The organism is Embleya sp. NPDC055664 (genome assembly GCF_053618075.1).
Map to the genome: position 1 here is coordinate 1 of NZ_JBSHGZ010000038.1, position 19,683 is coordinate 19,683.

Annotated in this window: 20 protein-coding genes and 2 pseudogenes; 10 read left to right on the forward strand and 12 right to left on the reverse strand. The window is 69.8% G+C overall.

Features of this window, described 5'->3' with window-relative positions:
- Nucleotides 1-431: 431 nt before the first annotated feature.
- Nucleotides 432-1,724: a glycosyl hydrolase family 28-related protein gene (locus tag ACWGR4_RS39180; RefSeq protein ID WP_452128962.1), complete on the forward strand. Its 1,293-nt coding sequence runs from the start codon at nt 432-434 to the stop codon at nt 1,722-1,724.
- A 201-nt stretch (nt 1,725-1,925) separates the two neighbouring features.
- Here ACWGR4_RS39180 and ACWGR4_RS39185 read toward each other — a convergent pair whose 3' ends face one another.
- Nucleotides 1,926-2,216 carry an ArsR/SmtB family transcription factor gene (locus ACWGR4_RS39185; RefSeq protein WP_452128963.1) on the reverse strand — a complete coding sequence of 97 codons (291 nt, stop codon included), beginning with the start codon at nt 2,214-2,216 and terminating at the stop codon, nt 1,926-1,928.
- Between the two features lie 124 nt (nt 2,217-2,340).
- Here ACWGR4_RS39185 and ACWGR4_RS39190 point away from each other — a divergent pair, with 124 nt between their 5' ends.
- Nucleotides 2,341-2,757: a tautomerase family protein gene (locus tag ACWGR4_RS39190; protein ID WP_452128964.1), complete on the forward strand. Its 417-nt coding sequence runs from the start codon at nt 2,341-2,343 to the stop codon at nt 2,755-2,757.
- 443 nt (nt 2,758-3,200) lie between these two features.
- Here ACWGR4_RS39190 and ACWGR4_RS39195 read toward each other — a convergent pair whose 3' ends face one another.
- Nucleotides 3,201-3,704 carry a hypothetical protein gene (locus ACWGR4_RS39195; protein WP_452128965.1) on the reverse strand — a complete coding sequence of 168 codons (504 nt, stop codon included), beginning with the start codon at nt 3,702-3,704 and terminating at the stop codon, nt 3,201-3,203.
- A gap of 340 nt (nt 3,705-4,044) precedes the next feature.
- Here ACWGR4_RS39195 and ACWGR4_RS39200 point away from each other — a divergent pair, with 340 nt between their 5' ends.
- Entirely contained in the window at nt 4,045-5,655 is a 1,611-nt protein-coding gene (locus tag ACWGR4_RS39200) for a hypothetical protein (RefSeq protein WP_452128966.1), read from the forward strand.
- Nucleotides 5,656-6,074: 419 nt separating this feature from the next.
- Here ACWGR4_RS39200 and ACWGR4_RS39205 read toward each other — a convergent pair whose 3' ends face one another.
- The 6 genes from ACWGR4_RS39205 to ACWGR4_RS39230 form a co-directional block, all read right to left on the reverse strand.
- The gene (locus tag ACWGR4_RS39205; protein WP_452128967.1) at nt 6,075-6,878 is read right to left on the reverse strand and encodes an endonuclease I family protein; all 804 of its coding nucleotides are present in this window, start codon (nt 6,876-6,878) and stop codon (nt 6,075-6,077) included.
- A gap of 409 nt (nt 6,879-7,287) precedes the next feature.
- Nucleotides 7,288-7,830 (reverse strand): signal peptidase I, encoded by a 543-nt coding sequence (gene lepB / locus ACWGR4_RS39210; protein WP_452128968.1) that lies wholly within the window; start codon nt 7,828-7,830, stop codon nt 7,288-7,290.
- Nucleotides 7,827-9,701 carry an ABC transporter ATP-binding protein gene (locus ACWGR4_RS39215; protein WP_452128969.1) on the reverse strand — a complete coding sequence of 625 codons (1,875 nt, stop codon included), beginning with the start codon at nt 9,699-9,701 and terminating at the stop codon, nt 7,827-7,829. Before ACWGR4_RS39215 ends, lepB begins: the two co-directional genes overlap by 4 nt.
- Nucleotides 9,701-9,859: a hypothetical protein gene (locus tag ACWGR4_RS39220; protein WP_452128970.1), complete on the reverse strand. Its 159-nt coding sequence runs from the start codon at nt 9,857-9,859 to the stop codon at nt 9,701-9,703. Before ACWGR4_RS39220 ends, ACWGR4_RS39215 begins: the two co-directional genes overlap by 1 nt.
- A 23-nt stretch (nt 9,860-9,882) precedes the next feature.
- Entirely contained in the window at nt 9,883-10,053 is a 171-nt protein-coding gene (locus ACWGR4_RS39225) for a hypothetical protein (RefSeq protein ID WP_380010449.1), read from the reverse strand.
- A complete protein-coding gene (locus ACWGR4_RS39230) occupies nt 10,050-10,238 on the reverse strand; it encodes a hypothetical protein (RefSeq protein WP_452128971.1) in 189 nt (62 codons plus the stop codon). Before ACWGR4_RS39230 ends, ACWGR4_RS39225 begins: the two co-directional genes overlap by 4 nt.
- A 297-nt stretch (nt 10,239-10,535) precedes the next feature.
- Here ACWGR4_RS39230 and ACWGR4_RS39235 point away from each other — a divergent pair, with 297 nt between their 5' ends.
- Both ACWGR4_RS39235 and ACWGR4_RS39240 read left to right on the forward strand, forming a co-directional pair.
- On the forward strand, nt 10,536-11,081 hold the full coding sequence (locus ACWGR4_RS39235; RefSeq protein ID WP_452128972.1) for a MauE/DoxX family redox-associated membrane protein: 546 nt from the start codon (nt 10,536-10,538) through the stop codon (nt 11,079-11,081).
- Between the two features lie 4 nt (nt 11,082-11,085).
- A complete protein-coding gene (locus ACWGR4_RS39240) occupies nt 11,086-11,616 on the forward strand; it encodes a TlpA family protein disulfide reductase (protein WP_452128973.1) in 531 nt (176 codons plus the stop codon).
- Nucleotides 11,617-11,769: 153 nt separating this feature from the next.
- On the opposite strand, the gene ACWGR4_RS39245 is transcribed toward ACWGR4_RS39240, so the two are convergent.
- Both ACWGR4_RS39245 and ACWGR4_RS39250 read right to left on the reverse strand, forming a co-directional pair.
- Nucleotides 11,770-12,513, reverse strand: a complete 744-nt coding sequence (locus ACWGR4_RS39245) for an SDR family oxidoreductase (protein ID WP_452128974.1) — start codon at nt 12,511-12,513, stop codon at nt 11,770-11,772.
- 593 nt (nt 12,514-13,106) lie between these two features.
- A pseudogene (locus ACWGR4_RS39250) lies at nt 13,107-13,460 on the reverse strand (MFS transporter); the annotation flags it as partial.
- Between the two features lie 60 nt (nt 13,461-13,520).
- Between ACWGR4_RS39250 and ACWGR4_RS39255 the strand changes: the two are divergent.
- From ACWGR4_RS39255 to ACWGR4_RS39265, 3 genes are all read left to right on the forward strand, one after another.
- Nucleotides 13,521-13,964 carry a YciI family protein gene (locus tag ACWGR4_RS39255; protein ID WP_452128975.1) on the forward strand — a complete coding sequence of 148 codons (444 nt, stop codon included), beginning with the start codon at nt 13,521-13,523 and terminating at the stop codon, nt 13,962-13,964.
- A 578-nt stretch (nt 13,965-14,542) separates the two neighbouring features.
- Complete coding sequence (locus tag ACWGR4_RS39260) at nt 14,543-15,961, forward strand: phenylacetate--CoA ligase family protein (RefSeq protein WP_452128976.1); 1,419 nt, start codon at nt 14,543-14,545, stop codon at nt 15,959-15,961.
- Nucleotides 15,958-16,884, forward strand: coding sequence for a hypothetical protein (locus ACWGR4_RS39265; RefSeq protein ID WP_452128977.1), 927 nt, complete (start codon nt 15,958-15,960; stop codon nt 16,882-16,884). Before ACWGR4_RS39260 ends, ACWGR4_RS39265 begins: the two co-directional genes overlap by 4 nt.
- A 148-nt stretch (nt 16,885-17,032) precedes the next feature.
- Here the strand turns inward: ACWGR4_RS39265 and ACWGR4_RS39270 are convergent.
- Nucleotides 17,033-17,218: pseudogene (locus ACWGR4_RS39270) on the reverse strand (Crp/Fnr family transcriptional regulator); the annotation flags it as partial.
- Here ACWGR4_RS39270 and ACWGR4_RS39275 point away from each other — a divergent pair.
- Both ACWGR4_RS39275 and ACWGR4_RS39280 read left to right on the forward strand, forming a co-directional pair.
- Nucleotides 17,186-17,932 (forward strand): geranyl diphosphate 2-C-methyltransferase, encoded by a 747-nt coding sequence (locus ACWGR4_RS39275; protein WP_452128978.1) that lies wholly within the window; start codon nt 17,186-17,188, stop codon nt 17,930-17,932. The pseudogene ACWGR4_RS39270 and the gene ACWGR4_RS39275 overlap by 33 nt on opposite strands.
- A gap of 250 nt (nt 17,933-18,182) precedes the next feature.
- Nucleotides 18,183-19,292 carry a CapA family protein gene (locus tag ACWGR4_RS39280; protein ID WP_452128979.1) on the forward strand — a complete coding sequence of 370 codons (1,110 nt, stop codon included), beginning with the start codon at nt 18,183-18,185 and terminating at the stop codon, nt 19,290-19,292.
- 71 nt (nt 19,293-19,363) lie between these two features.
- Here ACWGR4_RS39280 and ACWGR4_RS39285 read toward each other — a convergent pair whose 3' ends face one another.
- Nucleotides 19,364-19,564: a DUF5988 family protein gene (locus ACWGR4_RS39285; protein WP_380004991.1), complete on the reverse strand. Its 201-nt coding sequence runs from the start codon at nt 19,562-19,564 to the stop codon at nt 19,364-19,366.
- Nucleotides 19,565-19,683 lie beyond the last annotated feature (119 nt).

Below are 19,683 nucleotides of genomic sequence, written 5' to 3' on the forward strand. Positions count from 1 at the left end.
CTCGGCGGGCGCCCGCCCGGGGGCGCCGCGCGCCGCCCCGGCGGGCCGCGCTCCCGGGGCCCCCGCTGGGGGGGGGGTCCTTCCGCCGCGCCCCCCCCCCCCCCTTCCCCGGGCCCGACAGGCCGGTGGTCGACCGATCGGTTCCCGGCCCGTGACGACGTCGACCGCACGTCGACGTGTCCGGTATGCGTGGGATTCGCGTGGCCGCTTCACGCGAACGCAACGGCAGGGGACGCGCCGTGGCATCATCCACCGAAGCCGGGTGATCCGTCCGGCGCTTCCACGGGGGTAGGGCAATGAACGGCGAACACTCATCCGACGAAAGAGCACGACAGCGGGATGGGGAGGACGGAACAAGGCGGCGGGGAGCCGGAGGCCGTCGGGCGTTCCTGACCGGCGCGGTGGCGGCGACCACGGTCGGGGTCGGGCTCGTGGCGACGACATCGGCCCCGGCGACCGCGGCGGGCAACGCCGCGGACTGGTACGACGTCAAGGCGCACGGCGCGATCGGCGACGGCGTCGCGGACGACACCGCGGCCGTCCAGTCCGCGATCGACGCCGCGTCGCAGGCGGGCGGCACGGTCTACTTTCCCGCCGGCCGATACCTCGTGGCCCCGGTGCCCGTCGCCGGCAAACCGGCCGCCGCGCTGTCCGTGAACGGCGACGGCGTACGCCTGGTCGGCGCCGGCAGCAAGGCCGCCGTGCTGGTCAAGAAGGCCGACGGCATCCTCCTGCGGATCTCCGGCACCGGCCCCTCACTCGACGCGAAAGGCACCACGCACCGCCGCTACTGCGCGATCGAGAACCTCGGCCTCAACGGAAACGGCAGGACGGGCCTGCTGCTCGAGCTCTACTACAACAACAACACCCACATTCGCGACGTATACCTGACGAGCAACGCGGACATCGCCGTCGACGCCGTCGAACTGTGGGACTCGCGATTCCACGACACGGTCGTGGAATCGTGCACGGGCCCCGCGGACAGCAATCGACACCCCAACGTCTGGCTGCGAAACTCCTCCACCGCGAACACCCGGGAATGGGGCTACAGCACCGACAACGTCAACCAGGTCCACCTGACCGGCTGCCGCCTGGAGAACTTCGGTACCGGCGCACTGTGGGTCACCCAGGGCACCGCGGGGACCAACAACCCCAACGGAATCCACATCACCGACTGCAAGTTCGAGACGTCCGCGATGAAGGGCGGACCACACTTCAGGGTCGATGCTTCCTGCCGACACGTGTTCGCCCGGAACATCTACGCGTACGCGGGCAACTTCGCCACCGGATACGGCACTCCGCAGAACATCATCGACTGGGCCCCCTCCGTGAGCGCGCTGGAGGACACCCTCATCGCGTGCGGCACGACGACGACCGTCAACTCCGGCGTGATCCTGTACTCGGCGAAGGGTCAGACCGGCGTCCTGCGCAACGTCAACGGCCTGTACGGCACCAAACCCGCCGGCACACACATCTACTACGAACAGAGCTCCACCGGAGACTTCCGCGTCGAGAACTCCTACGGCAACACCGGCGGACAGGCCAGTGGCGCCATCCCCACCCGCAATCAGCCCAACCCACCGCTGCGCCTGGTCGCGGGCCCGGTCACCGACGCATCGTTCCAATACCCACCGCTCGACGGCACGATGGCCGTCGACATCGCCGACAAGCGCCTGTACGTACGCGTCAACGGCACCTGGACGTGGACCGAACTGCGGGCATGAGCCCTCCGGCGGCCCTGACACCCGGCCACCGATCACGCGCCCGCGCCCGCGCCGCAAACCGTCGAACCACCGCGTTCTTCGGGCCCGTTGCGCGGGCGCGTGCACGTGCGCGTGCACGTCACCGGACTCCACCCACCACACCGTGCGTCCCCGAACAGGCCCCCTCCGCAAGGAGGTTCACTCCGGCTCGTCGGTAACCGGCTACGGCGCGTCGGATACACGTGGCTCGCGGAGGACCAGATCCAGGAGACCCGGAAATCGGAGGTCGAATTCGGGACGACGCAGCCGATTGAGGCGCCGGGATCCCTCGTCCCGCTGCTCCACCAGGCCGGCTGCGCGCAGGACCGCGAAGTGATGGCTGCGCGTCGCCTTGGTGACGGGGAGGTCGAACGTGCCACATGCGCGTTCCCAATCCGGCGCGGCCGCGAGCTCCCGCAGGATCGCGCGCCGTACCGGATCGCTCAACGCGTCGAGCGCGTCTTGGAGGGGCACCGAGGCCGGATCGGTGTGTGTGAGGCGACTGGAGCGTAGGGACAATCGACTTCCTTGCCAATGTGTTCGATCAGCGTCGTACACTTCACCCTACCGTACGACCACTGACGGAAATGAGCGACTCATGCCCCTGGTGCGTATCGACCTCGCCTCCACCCGACCGCCCGCCATGCGCCGCGCGATTGCCGACGGCGTCCACCGGGCTCTTGTCGACGCCATCGGCATCCCGGCCGAGGACCGTTTCCAGATCGTCACCCCGCACGCCCCGGACGAGTTGATCTTTCACCCGGACTACCTCGACGTGGCTCGCGAGGACATCGTCTACGTACAGATCACCCTGGTGACCGGACGACGTCGGGAACTCAAGCTGGATCTGTATCGACGCATCGCAGCGAACCTGACCGAGGTCGGCGTACGTGCCGGCGACGTGTTCGTCACACTGACCGAGAACGCTCTCGACAGCTGGTCGGCGGGCAACGGCCAGGCACAACTGGTCGACTTGCAGTCTGTCGCCGGAACGGGAGACCAACAGGCCACATGAGCCGCCGACAGCGGATGCTCGCGACGTCGGAGGCATCCTTGTGAACGCGGCAGCGCGCCGCGCCTGGCCCGGCTCCGGCACCGCGTGGACGAGAAGGAAGGACACCACCGCCCCAACCCACCTCCGGCGCATGCCGAGTTGGGCGGGTTGATCGGACGGGACGAGTACCCGTACTCATTCGCCGAGGCGCGGTGTCCGACTCCCGGTGGCCGCCGCTCTCGCAGCCGTGACCGTGCTGTCGACGAGGGCGTGCGGGTGAGAGTCGGCGGCAGGTGATCGCGAGCGCGGCCGACGGTCGGGAGCCGGGACGTCGCGAGGTCGCGAGATTGTGCGCATCGGGGTTCGACGGCACTTCGGGCCTGGCCGGCCCAAACGTGACGATCGAAGCGGCGTCGAACCCCTGCCGTCGATCCCCCCGCCGCGCCGAGGGCGGGGCCGGCGGATCAGTAGGTCAAAGCCGGGCTGAACGCGCTCTTGCCGACACACCAGATGTCGACGTTGTTGGGATTGTGGTGCAGCTTGACCGACCAGTTCGTGGCGCTGGGCGCACTGGCCGACTGGATCACGGTCATGGCCTGACCGGCGGAGATCGTGCCCGCCGTCTTGTTCAGCGGACCCAGGTTGACCGGACCGAAGGGGCCGGACGTGCCGGCGGTGCCGCTGAACGTGACCGTGCCGCTCGGACCCCCGAGGTTGGCGGTGATCGTCAGGTCGCCGTTGTTGATGGTGATCAGCGGCGCGAGCGCGATGGTGGCCGAGATCTGGTGCGATGCGTTGGTGGTGAACGTCGCGCTCTTGCCGGTGTAGCTGACCCCGATCGAGGTCAGACAGTCGTACTTCGCGGTGGACGGGCCGCCGGCCGTGGCTGTGCCGCCGAGGCCGACGGTCGCGGCCATGGCGCCGGCGAAGACGGCGGCGCCGGCCGCGAGGGCCTTGGATCGTGACATGGAAGGTGCCCCTTTCGACAGATACTGCGGAAAGTTCCTGTCGGCGCATTTGGAGTGAATCCGAAGTTTCGGATTCCGTCAAGCAGGATCGGAACGCAATTCTCCGACGGCAAAATTCAAGATCGATAATTCATGATCGCAATTCACGACCACTCATATCGGCAAAGAATATTCGGTTTCTTGGGTATTTCTCGATCATGGTGACACGTGTCGAATGAATCGGGTCGCATCCTGCTCTTGACTATGGATGATCCAAATGTGCGAATGGTTCGCTACGCCTTTCGTATCCGACGGGCTCCGAACAGGTCGTCCGCACCGGCCGTCCACACGAAGGAGCAACGTGTCAAAACGGTTATCCCGAAGATTGACCCACCATCGCTGGGCCGCCTCGGTGGCGGCCACCGCCCTGGCCCTCGGCGGCGGTCTGGTCGCCCTCGCGCCGTCGGCGGGCGCGGGCACCGTGACCCCGGTCATGCGGTGTACGACCCCGGTCGGCGCCCCCGAGGGACAGCAGCGGTTCGAGGTGACCCTGGATCCGACGCACGGTGACGGTGCCACCTCGATGCACGTCGTGGCGGGTGGGAGTCCGGCGACCAGCCCGATCCCGATTCCGCTCGCGACGATCAAGTCCGTCTACACGTTCGCCACATCCGGCGGCACGACCGAGGACCTTTCGGTGGCGCCACCGTCGTTCGAAACGCCGATCGAGGTGAACACGCCCATCGTGCCACCCCCGTTCACCGTGCCCGCGACGATCGTCGGCGCGGCGGCCGGATCCACGGTGGACCTCACCCTGAAGTCGATCGTGGTGCAGACCATCGTCAACGGAAACCTGCTCGCGACGGCGACCTGCCTGCCGATCTCCGGCAACGGCGTGGTGGCGTCGTACACGGTCGAGCAGGGCAGTCAGGCGCCCACGCTGACCGCGACGCCGAGCACCGTCGACTCGAACTCCCGGGTCACACTGTCCGGCGCGCACTGGCCGGCCGGTCCGGTGGGGTTGACCATGTGCTTCCCCGAGTTCGGCGGATTCTGCGACAACGGCTACTCGACCATCGCCGCGAGCGACGTCAAGGTCGTCGACGGTGTGCTGTCGGGGTGGGTGCACGTCGCCGGCGCGGTTCCCAGTACGGCGGCGATCCTGAAGGTCACATCGGGATCGGTGGCCCTGGAGGCACCGTTGACCGTCGTGTCCGTACCGGTCGGCGGGCGGGGGCTCGTGCTGAGCCCGAACACCGGTCCGATCGGCACCCGGGTGACCGTCACCGGTACCGCGTTCTCGCCGAACGCCCAGATCACCGTCCAACCCCAGGACGAGCCCGGGGCGCCGACGGAGGACGCCGTGAACACCACCGCGGACGCGAACGGCTCGTTCACCGCCACGTTCACGGTGACCGCGGCGACCACCGCCGCGGTCGCGGCGTACGAGTTCGGCAACCCCGCGATCGGCAAGCGGACGCCGTACACGGTGGGCGAGGGACCGGCACAGCTGACCCAATCGGTCAGTGGGCAGATCAAGCCCGGCGGCCTGACGATGTCCCAGGCCGGGGGCCGGATCGACTTCGGCAGCGCGACGATCGACGGCAAACCGCTGCGCCTGAACGCCGCGCTGAACCGGGTCACCGTGGTCGATGCCCGAGGAACCGACCTCGGGTGGTCGCTCACCGGCACGATGTCGGAGTTGACGGCCGAGAACGGTACCGACAAGCTCCCGGCCGGGAGCGTGACCTGGACCCCCGCGTGCGTGGCGGCCGACGGCGCGCCCGGAACGGTCACCCCCGGCACTCCGGGGCCGCTCGGGGCGAACCAGGCCCAGTTGTGCACGCAGACCCCGGTCGAGGGCCGAGCCACGGGCGGCAGCGTTTCGGCGGACGCCGCCCTGACGTTGACGACCCCGGCGTTCGTTCGCCCGGGAACCTATTCGGGGGCGCTCACACTGAGCCTGAGTTAGCCGAGTGGGAATCGATCGAGCTCGAGTCAACCGAGCTCGAGACGGTAGACACCGAGTCGACGCGTCGGGATGTGCGGGTGTCGACGCTTCGAGCCGGTACCGCTTTACTCGCCCGGTGGTGTGGGACGATTCGGCCACTTACCGGCCGGCGCGCCCCCGCCACCGGGCGTTTTCGTACGCGGCACGGGATCGTGATCGGCCGCCCGACAGCGTCGGGCGACCGCGCCCTATTCGCGACCGCCCAGGATCGCGACCGCCCGGGGGATGGCGGGGAATGCGTCGACGTCCTCTGGGGCGAAAAATTCGGCGCGCGGGCTTTTACCGGCACGGTATTGCGCCGCATTCCCGTGCCTGCCGCCCCGGGTGGTGCGCCACCGTGCGTTGCTTCCGACCGCGAGCGTGCCGTCCGTGGGGTCGGGCTACCAGATGGCCTCTACCCACTCGGGGTGATCGATGAAGGGATTGCGGTTGTGCTGGTAGTCCCGGTGGATGAGGTCGTTGCGACGCCGCTCGAAGGCATCGGGCGGGTCCTGGTTGCTCCAGGCCTTGAGCACGGTGATTCGTCCGATGGACGGGGCGGATCCGTTGGCCACACGATCGTTGGGCTCCAGATCGGGGAAGCCGTCGCCGCCGTCCCAGCGCACGGCCATGTAGAGGATCATGCGAGCGACATCGCCCTTGACCGCGTCGCGCGGTTCGAACGAGTCGCCGTCGGTGCGGTTGCCGGGTGCTCCGGTGACCGGGGAACCACCATTGTCGAAGTCCTTGTCGCCCCGAATGCCGTTGACCGAGACGTCCTCCGGACGCAGATGATGCAGGTCGGTACCGGGGCCGGTCGCGGTTCCGAAGCCGCCGTGGCTCTTGGCCCACACGTGCTCGCGGTTCCAATCGCCGCTGCCGCCTCCCGACCGATTCTTGGCGATCGACCGACCGGTGTAGAGCTCGATCACGTGCGACGAATCGGCGGGATCCTCGTCGGTCACGCGCAACGCGTTCCAGACTCCGTCGTAGTTCACCGCGGAGGTGCCTCGACTGATGATGGCGTGCAGGGCGGCCTTCAACGCCGGCCCGGTCAGGCCCAGCGCCGACGCGTAGTAGTCGGCCGCCGCGGCCACGTCTTCGCCGACGGGTGGTTCGTCGGGGGCGGCCTGCGCGGTCGGGGGAGTCACGAGGGATATCAGCATCGCGCTCAGCGCGATTGCGACAGGCGGTCCGAGACGCATGAGGGCTCCACGGGTGGTGGGGGCGACGTGGGTCGTTGGGGCGCGCGTCGTGCGGTCGTCGGTCGACGGGGTGCCGTGGCGTGAACACCCCCGATCGAGCGGGCTGTTCCCGCCGTGCCGATCACGATCGTCCGCTCGCGCCGAATGCCCCGACCCGGTCGCCGGACGGGGCACGCGAACGAGAGGACGCCGACCGATCCAGGGTGACCGGCCCCGCCCGTCGGCGGGACCGGCCATCGGGTGAACATCTCGTGACGAGATCCCGCAGCTGGGCCCGGCAGGCACGAGCGAGCCGAACTCGTCACACTCGCGGTACGCGGCCGCAGTCGTCCCCCACCGGCGAGGACGCCGCGACCGATCTGCGTCCGGTGGCTTCGGTCTTCGTCCGTGATGGCGGATCCCGCCTGCATCAACCCGATCGCCGCCACCGCGGGCACCGCGCGCCGACCAAGCCTGCGCGGGCCACGCGCCGGGGGGTTCGAGCGCCGGTCCGGACCACGCCCAAGACGGTGGACGCCGGTACGTACCCGAAGTGGCGTGAGTCGTGGGAACGCGGCGCATCCCCGCGTACCACCAGCGAACCCGCGGGCACGACGGCGTCGTTCGCGGCGCGTACGGCATCGCGCACCTCGGCCGGCACGGGATCGCCGGGCAGCGCCGCGACCCGCTTGATCAGCCGGCGCGGATCCCGACCGGCGCCGAGAGCTGCCGTCGGGTTGCGGAACACGATGACGTCCCCCCGACGCACCGCCCCGGCGCGGTCGACCAGGAGTCGTTCGCCGTCGGCGAAGGTCGGCGCCATGCTCGTACCGGTCACCCGGACGAGTGCGAGGCGCGAGCGCAAAACGCGCACTCCGGCGAGCACCAGGATCACCGCCGCGAGAACGGCCGACCCCACCGTGCCGCCCGGCACCGCCCGCACGATCGTCGTCTCGCGTCCCCTCCCGGTCACCGCGTCTCCTCGACGACCGTCGGCCCCGTGGGGTTCGCGTACCCGGCGGCCTGAAGCGCGAACAGCCGGGCGTAGTGCCCATCGGGCAAGGCCATCAGCTCTTCGTGGCAACCCAGTTCGACGATGCGGCCGTCGTCGAGCACCGCGATCGTGTCGGCGTCGCGCAGGGCGCCGAGGCGGTGCGACACGAGCAGGCTCGTCCGGCCCCGACGATGCCGGTGCAGCATGCGGTGCACCCGATGTTCGGCCTCCGGGTCCAGACCCGCGCTCGGCTCGTCGAGGATCAGCAGGTCGGCGTTTCGGCGCATCAGCGACCGGGCCGGCGCGACCCGCTGCCACTGTCCGCCCGAGAGCGTGACGCCGCCCCCGGCGTCGTCCCGGTCGCGATGGACGCGGCTGAGCTGGGTGTCGTATCCGTCGGGAAGGCGCGCGAGGTCGGCGTCGATCCCCGCCAGGTTCGCGCTCTCGCGCACCCGTTCGCGGTTCTCGCGGTGCGCGATGTCGCCGACGCCGATGTTCTCGGCGGCGGTCAGGTCGTACGCCATGTAGTCCTGGAAGGTCGCGCCGACGCGGCGGCGCAGTTCGACCACGCTCATCGTGCGGATGTCGACACCGTCCCACCGGATCGTGCCGCGTTCGGGATCGTAGAACCGGCACAGCAGTTTGACCAGCGTGCTCTTGCCGGCGCCGTTGCGCCCCACGAGGCCGATCGCGCGGCCGGCCGGGACGACGAGGTCGACGCCGCGCAGCACCCACGGCCCGGCGGCGTCGTAGCGGAACCACACATCGCGGAACTCGATGCGGTCGTGCAGGGCGGGTACCGGATCGGTGCCGCCGGGCAGGTCGTCGGGCGTGTCCATGAGCGCGAGGTAGTGGCCGAGGAGACGCACTCCCGACGCGGCCAGGCCGGCCTGCATGACGACGCCGGTGAACGCGCCCTGCACGCCGGCCGACGCGGCGACGAAGAGCGTCACGTCCCCGACACCGAATCGGCCGTCGGCGGCGCCGACCACGACGACGACCAGGCCGAGCCCCGCGACGAGCGCGTTCAGCGCGGCGAATCCCGATTGCACGAGCGCGGTGCGGCGCGCGACCGCGAGCTCGGCATCGGTGGCGTCGGCGAGCGCGCGCACCAGCCGCGCGTGCAGGAAGCCGCCGAGCCCGAACAGCCGGATCTCCTTGGCCGCGCGCGGGTCGATCAGCAACGATCGGTAGAACAGCCGCCGGCGTTGGCGCCCGGACGTCATCTCCCAGACCGTGACCTGACGCCGTGCCATCGACAGTCGGGCCAGGAGCGCGGCGGCGCCGCAGAGCAGGAGCAACCCGACCATCGGCGGCCACACCGCGAAGAGCACGCCGACGAACGCGCCCACGGACGCGACCGAGCGCAGCACCTCCTGCGTGAACATCGTGATGTTGTGGGGAGCGTCCTCCGATGCCTGCTGCGCGAGCCGCAGGCGATCGTGGAAGGCGGGATCCTCGAACCGGCGCAGGCCCCGGAACTCGTCGACCTTGGCGAACAGGTCGCGCTCGACCGCCGCGACCAGTCTGCGTCGCACCAACTCGTTGAGATAGCCCATGAGTTGAACGAGCGTGGCAGTGAGCGCGCCGATCCCGGCAAGCGTGATCGCGAGCGCGACGACACGGCTCTTGTCGATGCGATCGCCGCGCGTGAGTTCGTCGAACAGGAGCTTGGTGAGCCACGCGGCGGTGGCCGGCAGCATGCCGACCGCCACCGTCGCGGCGAACAAGAGCGTAGCCCCGACCGGCGCCGCCCGAAACTGGAGGGTCAGGGCGACTTTCACCGCCCGGGGCCGCAGCCGGGCCGCCGGGGATGCGTCACCCTCGCCGGCCCCGGCCGAGGTCGACATCAGCTCGGGAATCCGGTTGCCACGCAGGCTCCCCGGCGGTTGCGGCGGTACTCGTCGCCGCCCCGATACGCGTACTCCTCGCTCATGTCCACGACGCACGCGCCGGTCCGCTCACCTCCCGGGACGAGTTCCCGGAGCCGGTCGCCGGGCCTGGCCACGAACGCCCCCACCGTGCCGGCCCTCAGCAGGGGAAGCGGGTCGGGAGGCAGCGGTCCCAGCAGTCGTAGCGATACTCGTAGCCGTCGACACACGCGCACGTCTGGCCCATGTCGTCGTAGCAGGCGCCGGCGAGCTCCCGGCCGAGGGCGAGTTCCAGGAGCCGGTCGCCGAGCCTTGCGATGGTGCCCTTCATCGTGAACCTCCGAAGTCCGTCGTCCAGTCGATCGACGTGACCACGCCGATCGTGATCGGGGACGTGCCCGAACGGTCGTTCCGAGAAGCGATCACGCCGGTTTCATCACCCGGGGTTTCGATCACACGGTTCATCGCGGATGTTCCGGCACGGGTGGAACCGGGAAAGCCGGCAAGCGACTTCACCGGAACGAGACGTTAGGGCGTGCGGTCGGCGGATCGCAATAGGGTCGTCGAACGTGTGCTCGCGAACGCCCCGGCGGGCCCGGCCGGTACGGGGCCCGCGCCGCAGCCGCCCCGCCGGCTGCCCTGGACCGGAACGGTCCATGCCGCGAACACGCCTGCCACGCAAGCAAGTTGATATATTGCCGAGCAGTTCGACCGGCACGCGGACACGGCACTCGCCGACTCTGTCGGGAACGCCGGGCAACGCGTTACATTGCCTCGATCGGTCGGTCCGGTGGAGGGAAGCGAAGGCGATCGATGGGATACGCGTTACTTGCCTGCCGCGTGCTCCTGGGGCTCGTCCTGGTGGCGTCCGCAGGCGGAAAGCTGCGCGGTGGCAGGGCATTTCGCGCATTCGTCGCCGCCGCGAGGGAGCTTGGCGCGCCGGCCCGGTGGGCGCGCTCGATCGCGATCGCCGTGGTCGTGGGGGAGATCGCCGCGGCGCTGTCGCTCGCGGCGCCACCGCGCGGGATCGCGGGATTCGCCGTCGCCCTGCCCCTGTTGGCGGCCTTCACGATCGCCATCCTCGGCGCGCTGCGCCGGGGAACGAACGCCTCGTGCGCGTGCTTCGGCGCGTCCGTGACACCGATCGGCCGCCGGCACGTGGTGCGCAACGCCGTGCTGATCACGGTCGCCGCAACCGGACTGGCGCTCGGCGCGGCCGGAGCGGCGACGCCGACACACCTCGCCGGCGCCCTGGCGGCGGTGTCGTGCGCGGTGATCGGAGCACTCGTGGTGATCTCCACCGACGAGTTGGCCGAGCTGTTCGATCTCGGCTCCGCGCCCGGCCCTCTCGGGAGGTAACGCCATGCCGTTCCTGATCGCCGCCGTCGTGGTACTCACCGTGTTGTGCCTGCTGAATCTGCTGCTGACGTTCGGGATCGTCCGCAAACTCCGCGCACAGCGTGATGATTCGCGCCCCGGGCCCGCCGCTCTCGCCTTGCCCGTCGGCTCGACCGCGCCGAACTTCTCCGCCGTGACGACGACCGGTGAGACCATCACGCGAGACGGCCTGGGCGAAACGTTGTTCGGGTTCTTCTCGCCGAACTGTCCCGCGTGTACCGAGCGTCTGCCGCGGTTCGTCGAGGCGGCCCGACGCGAGAGCGGTCGCGAGGTGCTCGCCGTGCTCCACGGCGACGACGCGGCGACCCGCGCCCAGGCGGCGGCCCTTCGCGACGTCGCTCGCGTCGTGGTCGAGGCGTCACCCGACGGGCCGCTGGGCACCGCGTTCGCGATCACGGGGTATCCGGCGTTCGGGCTGATCGACGCCCACGGAACGGTGACCGCGACGGGCCTCGACCCCGAACGACTCACCGCGTCCTCCCCCTCGACGACCTGACCGGACACGACCTTCCGGAGCCCGCCCCCACCGGGCGCCGTTGTCGCCGGGCCTGCCCGCGTCCGCCCGGAAGTGTTCGACCGGGACCACCGGCCCCCGGCCGAACCCGGCGCACCGGTTGCGTGGTTCGGCCGGGTCGTCGACGAGCGCCGGTCAGATCGTCAGGCCGCCGGAGACACGCAGATTCTGGCCCGTGATCCACTGCGACTCGGGTCCGGCCAGGAAGGCGACGACATTGGCGATGTCGTCCGGGTGTCCCAGCCGTCGCAAGGGCGTCATGGCGACAACGTGCTCGATGGCCTGCTCCGGGTTCTCCCCGGCCGCGGCTCGCATCCCGTCCGTGTCGGTGGCACCGGGGGAGACGCTGTTGACCGTGATGCCCCGGGGTCCGAGCTCGCGAGCGGCGACCACGGTGATCGTTTCCAGTGCCGCCTTGCCGGCGAAGTACAGGGCCATACCCGGCACCGCACCGGATGAAGAGATGTTGACGATCCGCCCACCCTCGCCCAGCCTTTCGGCAGCGGCTTGGAGAACGAAGAACGGCCCCTTGGTGTTGACGGCCATCACCTCGTCGAAGTCGCTCTCGGTGACGTTGCGGATGTCGGCCATCGGACTGATCGCCGCGTTGACGACCACCACGTCCAAACCGGCCAGGTTTCGGTCGACCTCGTCGAAGAGGTGCTTCAAATCCGCCAAGCGCCCCTGGTCCGCGCGTACCGCGATCGCCCGTCCGCCGAAGGCCGCCACTTCGGCCACCACGTCCTCGGCCGCCGCTTGGTCGTGCTTGAAGCTGAACATCACCACCGCGCCCTCACGAGCCAGCCTCACCACGATCGCTCGCCCGATCCCCCGCGACCCGCCGGTCACCAATGCCGTCTTCTTCTCCAGCGTTCCCACTGCAACTCCTTGCCATCGGCTGCTCCCCTGGTGGGAGTGCCTCGCGGGAGGGTCGCAACAACGATGTCGATCTCGACATCCCCGCCGAAAAATTCGGGAAACGGTTCGACGCCCCGGGCTCGGCCGCAACGCTACGAGCGAGCCGCCTCGTACTCCAGGGGTGCCGCCGGTGCGGGTCGGGCCGCCGCCGGCCGCATGGTCACGACCAGCACGGCCAGTCCGGCGAACAGGATCGCGGCCACGACACCGGTGATACGGACGGCGGCGGTGAACGCGTGGTGGGCGGTGTCCAGCAGGTGTGCACCCTGATCGGCGGGCAACCGGTGGCTCGTGGCGACCGCTTCGGCCAACGAGTCGGATGTGCCGTCCGTGCGATGCCGGTAGATCACCGCGGCCAGTACGCCGATCAACGCGAAGCCGAGCGAGCCGCCGAAGTAGTTGCCCGTCTCCGACACCGACGCCGCCGAACCGGCCCGCTCCGGCGGTACCGACCCGACGACCAGCCCGGTGCGCAGCGCGAACAGCGGCCCGGTACCGAGAGCCAAAACGGTGATGCCGATCATCACCACCGGGAGGGGACCCGAGGCGTCGACGAGGGTGGACGGCGCCAGAGTGGCGCCGGCGACCCCGAGGAGGGCCCGCGTGACGATCAGCATCAGCGGGTCCACCGAGAAGGCGGCCACGAGCGACAACACCCCGAACGCCGCACCACCGAACATCAGCAACCGGCGACGACCGATCCGGTCACCGAGCGTACCCATCGTGATGACCATGCCGGCCACCATGAGCCCGTAGCTGTCACTGATCCACAACTGCTCGACGTTGCTCGCACCGAGGTCCGCGCTCAGCTGTGGGAGCGCAAGGAGCAGTGCGGTCATATCCATCGCCACCAGCAACGTCGGCAGCATGAGGACCAGCAGTCCCCACCAGGCCCGGTTGGCTCGCATATGCACAAACTCCCTGTTCGCTTTCGACGTGTCGCCGGGGAGTCGGAGCCGTCGAACGTTATGCACGTCGACCCCGCCCTACCGGACGCGATGAGCGACGAGGAGAAGGCGGTGCTCGGGGGCGGCCACGGCAGGTTCATCGAGGCCCTGAAGGAGTCCGGCGAACTGGTTCTCACACCGGCCCTGATGGTCCCGGCCCGGGCCGCGGTGTTCCGCGTACGCGACGGCCTCCGGCAGGTGACCGACGGACCGTTCCTCGACGTCGAGCAGCCGATGGGCGGTTTCCGTCTCGTCGAGTGCGCCGACAAGGAACGCGCGATCGAACTGGCGGCGCAGCTTCCCGACGTCGGGATCGAGGGCTTCGGCATAGAGGTGCGGGAGGTGTTGTTCTCCGACGGCCCGTCGACGACCCGACCGCAAGAATTTCCCGCGCGGCAGAATTCCCCCGGACAACGAGGTCGCCGTCGGTCGGGCGACCTTTCCCGCTCCCGGGCAAAGGGGTGATTTGCCGCTGCCCGGGCGCCGATCGATCCCCCGAGCGCAGTCCGACGGAACTTCCCCGGACAATAATTCCTCCGAACAATAATTCCTCGGTGTGGCAATCCCACCGAACAATAATTCTGCGGTTTCGGATCCGGCCGGATCGCAACCGTCGTTGCACAGGGCTCGTGCCGCACGTCTGCGGCGCGGCGCAGCCGAATCCGCAGCACGACCTGGTGTTTTTCGCCGGGAAACACCCATTGCCCGCGACCGGGGAATCGGGTGTCTTCGGCGTGTGCGCCATCGCGCCACGTGAATAGCGCCAATCATTCGATCGATCTTGACAGAGGATGAAACACGGCTGAACATTGTCGTGGCTCCACCGACCGGAGGGGCTGTGGTTGGGAATTCGAGAAACGGGGTCTTGATATGTCCGCGATGATTTCCACGTTCAAGCACACGAAGTACGTCATGGGCTCGATGACGGCGGTGCTGTTCGGCTTCTGCATCAGCTGACCCGTGGGTGGGGCGGGTGGCCGTCGCCGCCCGCCCCGTCGTGGCCGGGCGGTATTCGGGGGTGGCGTGAGCGCTGGAAAGGGACCATGTTCGACGCGGGGATACGACAGTTCCGGATGGCGCTGGCGATGGTGCGGGGCCGGCCGATCAGCGTGCGTTCCGCCGAGCGGCTCGTCGAGGACGCCCTCGCGACCCTCGCGGAGTTCGGCTCGCCCGGCGAGGACGTCGAACAGTTGCTGCGCGGTGCCGACGCCGGCGAGGCGGAGATGCGCGCCGATCTCACGAACCGGGCCCTGCGGCGTACCGCCAAACGCCTCGCGGCGAAGTCGCGTTTCTACGCGGACCACTTCGCCGCGGCGGGCGTCGACCCGGCCACGCTGAGCCTGGACAACATCGAGGCGGTGCCCGTCACCACCAAGGCCGACCTGGTCAAGCAGTCCCGGGACTTCCTGTGCGGCGAGCCGTTCCTCGCGTCCCGCACCACCGGGACCACGGGCCGGCCGACGGAGGTGTGGTACTCCCGCTACGAGGAGCGCCTGTGGCCCGCGCTCGTGGCCCTGTCCCAGGTGCTGCGCGGCAACATCCGTACCACCGACATGATCCAGTTCAACGTCAGCTCCCGAGCGACCGGCACGGCGTACGCGGAGATGCAGGTCGCGCGCATGGCCGGGGCGACCATTCGAATGGTGGGCCTGATCCCTCCCGGCGAGACGCTGGACGCCACCGTGGGAACCGACGAGTCGGCGCCGACCCTGATGGTCACCTACCCCAGCTACCTGGGCCAACTGGTCACGTCGGCCCGTGAACGCGGGCTCGGGCCCGGGGACTTCCGGCTGCGCGGCATCACCGTGGGCAGCGAAGTACTCTCGCCCGCGCTCGCCACCGCCGCCGAGGCCACCTTCGGCGCCGCCGTCGAGGACCTGTACGGCATGACCGAGATCTCGCCCCTGGCGGGCGCGTTGTGCCGGGAACGGCATCTGCACATCGACGGGGGAGTCGGACTGGTGGAGGTGTGTGATCTCGACACCGGGAGGCGCGCCGCGCCCGGGGAACTCGGCACGATCGTGGCCACCCCGTTCCACCCCTACCGGGAGTGCATGCCGGTCTTCCGGTACGACACCCGCGACCTGGTGCGGCAACTGCCCGACACGCCACTGCACTGCGAGATGCGGAACGTGCCGGCGACCTCGCACGTCCTGGGCAAGGCGGACCACGTGCTGCGTACCGGCGACGGCCCGGTGACCTCGCGGGACATCGTCGAAGTCCTCGACGCGCTGCCCGGCGCGCGCTGGCCGATGCGCTACCGCGCGGACGTGGTGGACGGTCGACTGCACGTGACGGTGGCCGCGTCCTCGCTGCCGGAGACGTCCGGCGCCGCACGGTACTTCGCCGATGCGGGTCTGGACGCCACCGTCGAGATCACCCCGGTGGACGGCACCCGACTGCGTCGCCTGCGCTGCGATCTGCTCGAGAACAGCTTCTCCTCCCTCGGGAGCGTCGGATGAGCGCCGCACAGGACGTGTTCTTCGTCGCCGTGACCCTCGCGATCGCTCTGGGCGTTTCCGTCGCGTCGGTCGGCTTCTTCCGCAGGGTCACGCTGCCTCGCCCCGCGGTCGGCGTCTTCAACGGCAACGACATGATCATCATGATGGGGTTCGTGATCGCCCTGCCGTTCTTCTATCTCGCCCTTCCCGACTGGCTGTTGCCGTTCGTGCTGGGCCTGACCCTGGCGGGCGGGCTGAGCGTCGCCTACGGCACGGTCGTACGGCGGGGATCGCTGCGCTGGGCGCTCATCGCCTGCCTGATGGCCGCCGACTGGCTCGCCGCCCGCGGCGCCGAGGACGACCCCACCCACGCCCTGCCGTACTGGCTGATCAACAGCATCGTCATCCTCCTCATGGCGGTCGGCGCGGCCAACCTCAACACCCAGGGCGGGTTGAAGCTGCGACACGTCTCCCGGTTCGCCCTGGCACTCGCCGCGTACGACCTGTTCTTCGCCACCGTCGTACCACTCACCCAGAAACTGTTCGGCGCGGTACAGGGCTACGCCTTCGCCCCCTCCGCCGGGGTCCGCATCGGCGAGTTCGGAGCCGTCGTGGGCATGGGCGATCTCCTGGTCTACGCCCTCTTCACCACCGTGGCCTACAAGGCGTACGGACGTCGGGGGCTGACCCTGTCCCTGTGCCTGGTCGCCACCTTCGGTGCACTGGCACCGACACTGACGCCGATCACGATCGAGGCCGTCACCGGACACCTCCCCGAGATCGTGCCCGCGCAGATCTTCTTCGGCCCGGCCGCGTTCGTGGGATACCTCGTGCTGCGCCGAAGCGGCCCGGAGCGGCGCATGGTCGACGTCCGCCCGCCCGCGCTCCGGCCGGCGCCGGACCGCGAGGAGCCACAGACCGCGGCCCCTGGCACCCGATCATGAGTTGCCGGGGACAGCCGGGAACGCGCCCTGCGCGAACGGCCGTTCGGCCTTCGTGCCGCCGCGCCGTCGGGTTTGTCGTGCGTTCGGGCCGGGGGAAGGGCAGCGGGCCGGCCAACCGCGGACAAAACGCCGGGTCGACGATGCCCGGGTCCACGTCGGCGCGGGTCAGCTCCAGCACCGTGCAGGCCGTGCTCGCCCGGAACGTGGTCTCCCAGATCGGCTCCGCCGAGGTCAGACTGGAGTCGCCGAAGTACCCCCGTTCATCACCGTACGGCCCCGTACCCACCTTCTCGACACGCCCGTGCGCGATCAGGAACACCCCGGCATCGGCGCCGTCGACGACTCCGCACTCGCCGGCTCGCACGGCGGCGATCGCGAGGCGAGGTTCGTCGCCGAGCTGCACCGGTTGGAGTCCGCGCAGGCCGACCTGCTCCTGGATCACCTGGGGTCGATCGGGCGCCAGGACCGGTTGGTGGACGCGGGGTGTGGTCGTGGCGGCTCCATGGTGATGGCGCATCGGCGCTTCGGTTGCGCGGTCGACGGGGTGACCCTGTCCGTCAAGCAGGCGGAGTTCGCCAACGGGCGCGCCCGCGAGCTGGGCATCGACGCGTCGGTGCGCGCCCATGTCTGCAACATGCTCGACATGCCCTTCGCGAGCGGGCAGGCGCGGGCTTCGTGGAACAACGAGTCGAGCATGTACGTCGACCTGCACGACCTGTTCGCCGAACACGCCCGCATCCTCGCCCCGGGCGGCCGGTACGTGACCATCACCGGCTGCTGGAACCCCGTCTACGGGCAACCCTCCAAGTGGGTGTCGCAGATCAACGCCCACTTCGAGTGCAACATCCACTCGCGTCGCGAGTATCTGCGGGCGATGGCCGACAACCGCTTCGTGCCCCAGGCCGTCATCGACCTCACGCCCGCGACGCTGCCCTACTGGGAATTGCGCGCCACGTCCTCCCTCACCACGGGCATCGAGGACGCCTTCCTCAACTCCTACCGCAACGGCTCCTTCCAGTACCTCCTGATCGCAGCCGACCGCATCTGACCCCCGGGCCGACCCCACCGCCCGCTGCCGGATGCGGAGGCCGCGGCCGGCCCACCACCGAACCGCCCGACCCCGGGCGCCCCCGCCACCCGCGTGCCGGGCCGGGCGCCCGGGTGGCCGGCGCGCTCGGACGGAGCCGGATCCGCGACGACCGTCGACACCGCGGCCCCGGCGCGCCCCAAGGATGAGCCCGTTCCCAAGGCCGGCCCGCGACATCACACACCCCCGCCTGCGGTGGAACCCTGGAACCATGAAGAACCACCACGTGACGCTGTGCCTGTGCGGAGACGTGATGCTGGGCCGCGGCATCGACCGGATTCTTCCGCACCCGGGTGATCCGACGCTGCGTGAGGCATTCGTCGGCGACGCCGGCGAATACGTGCGATTGGCGGAGGAGGCCAACGGACCGATTCCCCGACCGGTGGGATTCCGCCGGCCCTGGGGCGACGCGCCGGCCATCCTCGATGCCGAGGCGCCCGACGTCCGGGTCGTGAACCTGGAGACCGGCATCACCACCAGCGACGACTTCGAACCGTTCAAGGCGGTGCACTACCGGATGCACCCCGACAACATCCCGTGCCTCGAGGTGATCCGGCCCGATGTCTGCGTCCTGGCGAACAACCACGTCCTCGACTTCGGCCGTGCAGGTCTGGCGGATACCCTCGACGCGCTGCACCGGGCCGGGCTGCGCACCGCCGGCGCGGGGGGCGGCATCGAGGAGGCCCGACGTCCTGCGGTGGTGCCCGTCGGGGAAGGTGGGCGGGTGCTGGTCTTTGCCCAGGGGATGCCCTCCAGCGGGGTGCCCTCCGATTGGGCCGCGACCGAGAACCGCGCCGGCGTCGACTTCACCCACGACACGTCGGAACGAGGTGCCGAGGAACTCGTCGCACGAGTGCGTCGGGCGAAACTCCCGGGGGACATCGTGGTCGCGTCCATGCACTGGGGTTCGAATTGGGGCTACGACGTCCCGGCATCGCGGATTCGGTACGCGCGCCGCCTGATCGACGGCGGCGTCGACGTCGTGCACGGTCACTCCTCGCACCATCCGCGCGCGATCGACGTGTACCGGAACAAGCTGATCCTGTACGGCTGCGGCGACTGCGTCGACGACTACGAAGGCATCCGCGGCTACGAGTTCTACCGCGACGACCTGCGACTCCTGTACTTCGCCACTGTGGCGCGCGATACCGGAGAACTGTCCGGTCTGCGCATGGCGCCCTTGCGAGCCGTCAAAATGCGTCTCGGGCGCGCCTCACGCGTCGATGTCGAGTGGCTGGCGGACACGCTGACCCGAGCCGGCCGCCCCTTCGGGACCGCGGTGACCCCGGAGCCCGACAACCGCCTCACGCTCCACCACTGACCGCAGTGGTACGCGGCCGTGGCCATCGGAGCGAGCCGCCGTCGGTTGCCATTCGCTTCCGTTGGCCGTGGTCAGTCGGCGACCTCGGTCCTTTCCCACCACTCGTAGACGGGCAACCTGCCCTCCGGGGTCTCCTGGTGTCGCGAGGTGCTCTTGAAGTGCTCGTATCCATTGCGGAACGGGATCTTCAGCTCGACTCCGGGCGGAGTGATCGTGACGATCCGCTCCGGCATGTCGTCCGGTCCACCCTCGAGGTATGCGCGTTGGCTCATGTCCGGCCTATCCCACGTACTCCGGGTTCCAATCCCCGGCGTCGGTCTTCGGGCTCACGCGCGCTCCGGGGCCGCGCCACCTCCATCGGCCACGACCACACCGTCCCGGCCCGCCCACC

Bases quoted from the DNA above. Each gene is read 5' to 3' on its own strand.
- ACWGR4_RS39240 (WP_452128973.1), top strand. From the start codon at position 11,086: ATGCCGTTCCTGATCGCCGCCGTCGTGGTACTCACCGTGTTGTGCCTG.
- ACWGR4_RS39235 (WP_452128972.1), top strand. From the start codon at position 10,536: ATGGGATACGCGTTACTTGCCTGCCGCGTGCTCCTGGGGCTCGTCCTG.
- ACWGR4_RS39265 (WP_452128977.1), top strand. From the start codon at position 15,958: ATGAGCGCCGCACAGGACGTGTTCTTCGTCGCCGTGACCCTCGCGATC.
- ACWGR4_RS39205 (WP_452128967.1), bottom strand. From the start codon at position 6,878: ATGCGTCTCGGACCGCCTGTCGCAATCGCGCTGAGCGCGATGCTGATA.
- ACWGR4_RS39190 (WP_452128964.1), top strand. From the start codon at position 2,341: ATGCCCCTGGTGCGTATCGACCTCGCCTCCACCCGACCGCCCGCCATG.
- ACWGR4_RS39195 (WP_452128965.1), bottom strand. From the start codon at position 3,704: ATGTCACGATCCAAGGCCCTCGCGGCCGGCGCCGCCGTCTTCGCCGGC.
- ACWGR4_RS39255 (WP_452128975.1), top strand. From the start codon at position 13,521: ATGCACGTCGACCCCGCCCTACCGGACGCGATGAGCGACGAGGAGAAG.
- ACWGR4_RS39280 (WP_452128979.1), top strand. From the start codon at position 18,183: ATGAAGAACCACCACGTGACGCTGTGCCTGTGCGGAGACGTGATGCTG.
- ACWGR4_RS39260 (WP_452128976.1), top strand. From the start codon at position 14,543: ATGTTCGACGCGGGGATACGACAGTTCCGGATGGCGCTGGCGATGGTG.
- ACWGR4_RS39225 (WP_380010449.1), bottom strand. From the start codon at position 10,053: ATGAAGGGCACCATCGCAAGGCTCGGCGACCGGCTCCTGGAACTCGCC.
- ACWGR4_RS39285 (WP_380004991.1), bottom strand. From the start codon at position 19,564: ATGAGCCAACGCGCATACCTCGAGGGTGGACCGGACGACATGCCGGAG.
- ACWGR4_RS39215 (WP_452128969.1), bottom strand. From the start codon at position 9,701: ATGTCGACCTCGGCCGGGGCCGGCGAGGGTGACGCATCCCCGGCGGCC.